This window comes from Synechococcus sp. H55.9 (assembly GCF_047462355.1).
Taxonomy (GTDB): domain Bacteria; phylum Cyanobacteriota; class Cyanobacteriia; order Thermostichales; family Thermostichaceae; genus Thermostichus.
Genome location: NZ_JANSJB010000001.1, coordinates 3,842 through 7,445, shown reverse-complemented (window position 1 = coordinate 7,445; position 3,604 = coordinate 3,842). Strand labels below are relative to the sequence as shown.

At 58.7% G+C, this 3,604-nt stretch carries 5 protein-coding genes; 2 read left to right on the top strand and 3 right to left on the bottom strand.

All coding sequences use genetic code 11. The features are described 5' to 3' along the window. Nucleotides 1-30: 30 nt before the first annotated feature. Entirely contained in the window at nt 31-978 is a 948-nt protein-coding gene (gene gshB, locus NW857_RS00050; protein ID WP_414335023.1) for a glutathione synthase, read from the bottom strand. A 219-nt stretch (nt 979-1,197) separates the two neighbouring features. On the opposite strand from gshB, the gene NW857_RS00045 reads away from it, so the two are divergent. Continuing rightward, the gene (locus NW857_RS00045) at nt 1,198-1,926 is read left to right on the top strand and encodes a pentapeptide repeat-containing protein (protein ID WP_414335022.1); all 729 of its coding nucleotides are present in this window, start codon (nt 1,198-1,200) and stop codon (nt 1,924-1,926) included. 35 nt (nt 1,927-1,961) lie between these two features. Here the strand turns inward: NW857_RS00045 and rpmB are convergent, their stop codons facing one another. Together rpmB and NW857_RS00035 are read right to left on the bottom strand one after the other, a co-directional pair. Then, nucleotides 1,962-2,198 (bottom strand): 50S ribosomal protein L28, encoded by a 237-nt coding sequence (gene rpmB, locus NW857_RS00040; protein ID WP_414335021.1) that lies wholly within the window; start codon nt 2,196-2,198, stop codon nt 1,962-1,964. Between the two features lie 24 nt (nt 2,199-2,222). Then, nucleotides 2,223-2,585 carry a hypothetical protein gene (locus NW857_RS00035; RefSeq protein WP_414335020.1) on the bottom strand — a complete coding sequence of 121 codons (363 nt, stop codon included), beginning with the start codon at nt 2,583-2,585 and terminating at the stop codon, nt 2,223-2,225. Nucleotides 2,586-2,765: 180 nt separating this feature from the next. Between NW857_RS00035 and NW857_RS00030 the strand changes: the two genes are divergently transcribed. Further along, on the top strand, nt 2,766-3,604 hold an 839-nt coding region (locus NW857_RS00030; RefSeq protein WP_414335019.1), incomplete at its 3' end, for a dockerin type I domain-containing protein.

Below are 3,604 nucleotides of genomic sequence, written 5' to 3'. Positions count from 1 at the left end.
GGTCGCGACTAGGCCCCCTTGTGGGGCTTTTTACTTCTCGAGAGGTACCTTCTTCTCCAGCCACTGGGCCACTTGGTCTGCCAGATCAACTCCTTCCAATTGAGAGATCTCTCGAAGCATCGTCGGGCTGGTCACGTTCACTTCCGTTAGTCGTTCTCCGATAACATCGATCCCAACAAAATAGAGCTTCTCCTGCCTTAGCACCGGTGCCAAAGACCCGCAGAGAGCCCGTTCTTTTTCGGTAATCTTGGTTTTTTCTACCCGACCGCCGGCGGCCACATTGCCGCGAAAATCTCCCTCCCCAGGGATGCGATTGACGGCACCCAAAGGTTCTCCCTCTAGCAACAAGATGCGCTTATCTCCCATCGCTGCTGCTGGCAAATACTCTTGCACCATCACGGGTAGCTGGCCAAATTGAGTGCTCAGCTCGAGCAAAGAATTGAGGTTCAGATCCCCGGCACTGACCCGCAGGATCCCTTCCCCACCCTTGCCACCCAAGGGCTTGAGCACCGCCTGCCCCATCTCCTCGACGAATTGGCGCAGCAGGTGTTTGCTGCTGCTGACGCAGGTACGCGGGATCCACTCTTGGAATTGCAGGGCGTAGAGCTTTTCGTTGGCCGAGCGGATCCCAGCAGGATGATTGAGTACCAGCGTGCGGCTGGGGGAGAGGCGATCCAAAAGGTAAGTGGCATAGAGATAGGCCGTATCCACCGGCGGATCCTTGCGCATCCACACCGCCTGCATTTGGCTCAAGGGCAACAGCCGCCGTTCTTTGACCTCGTACCAGGGATCTGCTGCCGGATCCAAGGCAATTTCCTCAACGGCGGCCCAGGTTTCCCCTTGATCCCAGTAGAGATCGGCCAGTCCCAAGCAAAAGATGCGGTGTCCCCGTCTCTGCAGCGCCTCCATCAGAGCAACGCTGGTGTCATGGCCCACCTGCAACTGGGGCAACGGATCGACAATGAAAGCTACCTGCATGGAAGGTGGGGTTCACTAACGAAACGCTGCCCCGAGTATGCAACAAATCGGAGCCGATTGTTCCTTACCCGCAACCCAGCAGGACTGGCTTTATTAACATCCTCTTAACCTCGGCAAGCGGCGCAAACGTTAGCTTGATAGGTGGAATCCTTAGTTAGCCCTCAGTCCTCGGCTAGGTTGACCGAGTTTCTGTCCCAGCTTGTGAGGAACAACCCATCCGTGAGTGCTCCCCCTTCTCAACCCTCCGAGCCGGTTCGCATCGAAACCACGAGGGACTTGCTGGCAGCCCTGCGAGAAGGGCGCTCCCTGCTGGGTGCCAACCTCGAAGGCGCCTACCTTTCGCGGGGCCTGTTCGACCGCATCCAGATGCCCAAGGCCAACTTGACGCGGGCCAACCTGCGCTCGCTCAGCATGCAGCAGGCGGATCTGCGGCTGTGCAACTTCCGCCGTGCCGAGCTGGAGCGGGCCAATTTTGCCGCCTCCGATCTGCGGGGATCCAGCTTCAGTCAAGCCCTGGGAGACTACAGCAACTTCACCGCTGCCAAGCTGGACAAAAGCAGCTTTCAGGGGGGGCGCTTCAGCCATTCCATCTTTCGCGAGGCCAGCTTGGTGGCTGCCAACCTGGCGGGAGGAAACTTTTTTGCCGCCGACTTTTGCCAAGCCAACCTCTTTCGCTGCAACCTCTCCCAGGCCGTCCTGGCCAGTTGTCAGTTGCAACATGCCAACTTTGACCAAGCCCTCCTGGTGGGGGCCAACCTGCAAGAAGCTCAACTTGAAGGGGCCAGCTTTGTCGGCGCCGACTTCACCGACGCCAAGCTCTCGGACGAAATGCGCAAACTCTTAATCGAGCGGGCCAGCGGCACCAACGAGCTGACCCAACGGGACACCCTCAACACGCTGCTGGCAGGTTTACAGCCCAAGTCGCGTAAGCTATTCGGGTTGCTGTGAGGGCTGGATCCGGCAAGCACAAGGGGGTCGAAAGCTCAAAAGCGGTTGAGGTCGATCCCGGCCTCGCGGGCCATGGCCCCTACTCCCTTAGCCTTGAGGGTCTTCAGGGCTCTGGTGGAAAGGCGCAAACGCACAAACCGCTTACCTTCTTCCCACCAGATGCGCTTCCACTGCAAGTTGACTTCCTGCAGGCGCTTAGTGCGCCGGTGGGAGTGGGAGATGGCAAAAGCGTTGTTGCGCTTCTTGTTGGTGAGTTGGCAGCGACGTGCCATGGGAGCAGAGTAAACTCAGCTCTGTTATCGTAAAGCATCTTTTTGCTGGGCAGCAAGCTGCAGTTGAGTTTGCAACTGGGCTAGCTCTGCTTTCAGGCGATCAAAGGTTTGTTGGCAGTGGTTAACGCTTCTCAGGGGCAGCTCTTCATTTTTGGCGATACAGGTTACCTGTACAGAGCCGTCGGCGGCTTGACGGGTGCGATCCACAAACACTTCCACGGTTACCAGCTTGGTGTAGGGATTCTTTCCGGGAGGCTCACCGGCTACCCAGTAATCAGAGCTGTTGTGGAGGACATTGAGTTGGCAGCGCTCCAAGATGGCGCGAATCGACTCGCCTAGCTGCTCGGCTGAGCCCACAAGCTGGGTAACGCAAGAGTATCGAGCCATAGGAGAAGCAAGTCACCACGGTTATCCTACCATCAAGTTTTCGGCTCCTGCAGCCAAAGGCGGGCGAGCAAAATTGCGCTCAAGAGTACTCTGTACCGGCTCGGCCAACCCTGCTGCGAGGAAGTGAATTGCGTTAAAACATGAAGAACGCTGCCTGGCTTTTTCCCCAGGAGAGTTGCCATGTCTAGGGTCTCCTGTTTAGCCCGTTCTCTCTTGCTGCTGGGATCCCTTGCTCTGGGTTGGATAGGCCTGTCTTCTGCCCAAGCGCAGCCCTTTCAAGCGGGCGATCTGGATGGGGATGGTCGTTTGACAGTGCAGGATCTCAACCTGTTGGGGGCCTATTTGCGGGGAGAACGGGAGTTGACCGACGACCCGATCCGGGCTGCCGATGTCGATCAGGATGGGCGGATTACAGAAGCCGATTGGCAGGTGTTGCAGCAGCGCATTCAGGCGGCCACAGATGCACCCACCGGACAGGTGCAGTTGGATTCTGCCTACTCTGGCCAGGTGGTGGATCGCCTGACAGGCCAGCCTTTGGCCGGGGTGGAGGTGGCCATTCCAGGGGCAGGGATCGCGGTGCGCACCGATGCTCAGGGGCGGTTTCGCCTGCCGGGGCCGCTGCCGGCAGAAGAAATTTTGGTGGCGCGGCTGGAGAACTATCTGCCCTATTCCCAGAGCACAGGCAACAGACAGACGGGGGGGGATCGGCCCTGGCAGTTGCAGTTGGAGCGCTGGGATCCCAACACGACTTTGGTGCTGGAGGCCAATGTCATCCGCCTGGGCGATAACCAATATTCTCCAGAGTCGGCGGCTGCCGGCCAATTTCTCGGCCCTGCCCAAGAGGTGGAGATGACCCGCTCCTTCACTTTGGAACGCCTGCCGCCTCGCCCACCGGTTTTGCGGATTGGATCCCTGATTGGGTTGGATACTGCCGCTGCCTATCGGGCCGGCCAGTCCCGCATCCCCGGCGCCAATATGTCTCCCATGCGAGTGCTTTTAAACGGGGTGGAGGTGGAGCA

What these genes read in the sequence shown, in the direction of transcription:
- gshB (WP_414335023.1), bottom strand. Translation starts at nt 978, where the DNA reads ATGCAGGTAGCTTTCATTGTCGATCCGTTGCCCCAGTTGCAGGTGGGC.
- rpmB (WP_414335021.1), bottom strand. Translation starts at nt 2,198, where the DNA reads ATGGCACGTCGCTGCCAACTCACCAACAAGAAGCGCAACAACGCTTTT.
- NW857_RS00035 (WP_414335020.1), bottom strand. Translation starts at nt 2,585, where the DNA reads ATGGCTCGATACTCTTGCGTTACCCAGCTTGTGGGCTCAGCCGAGCAG.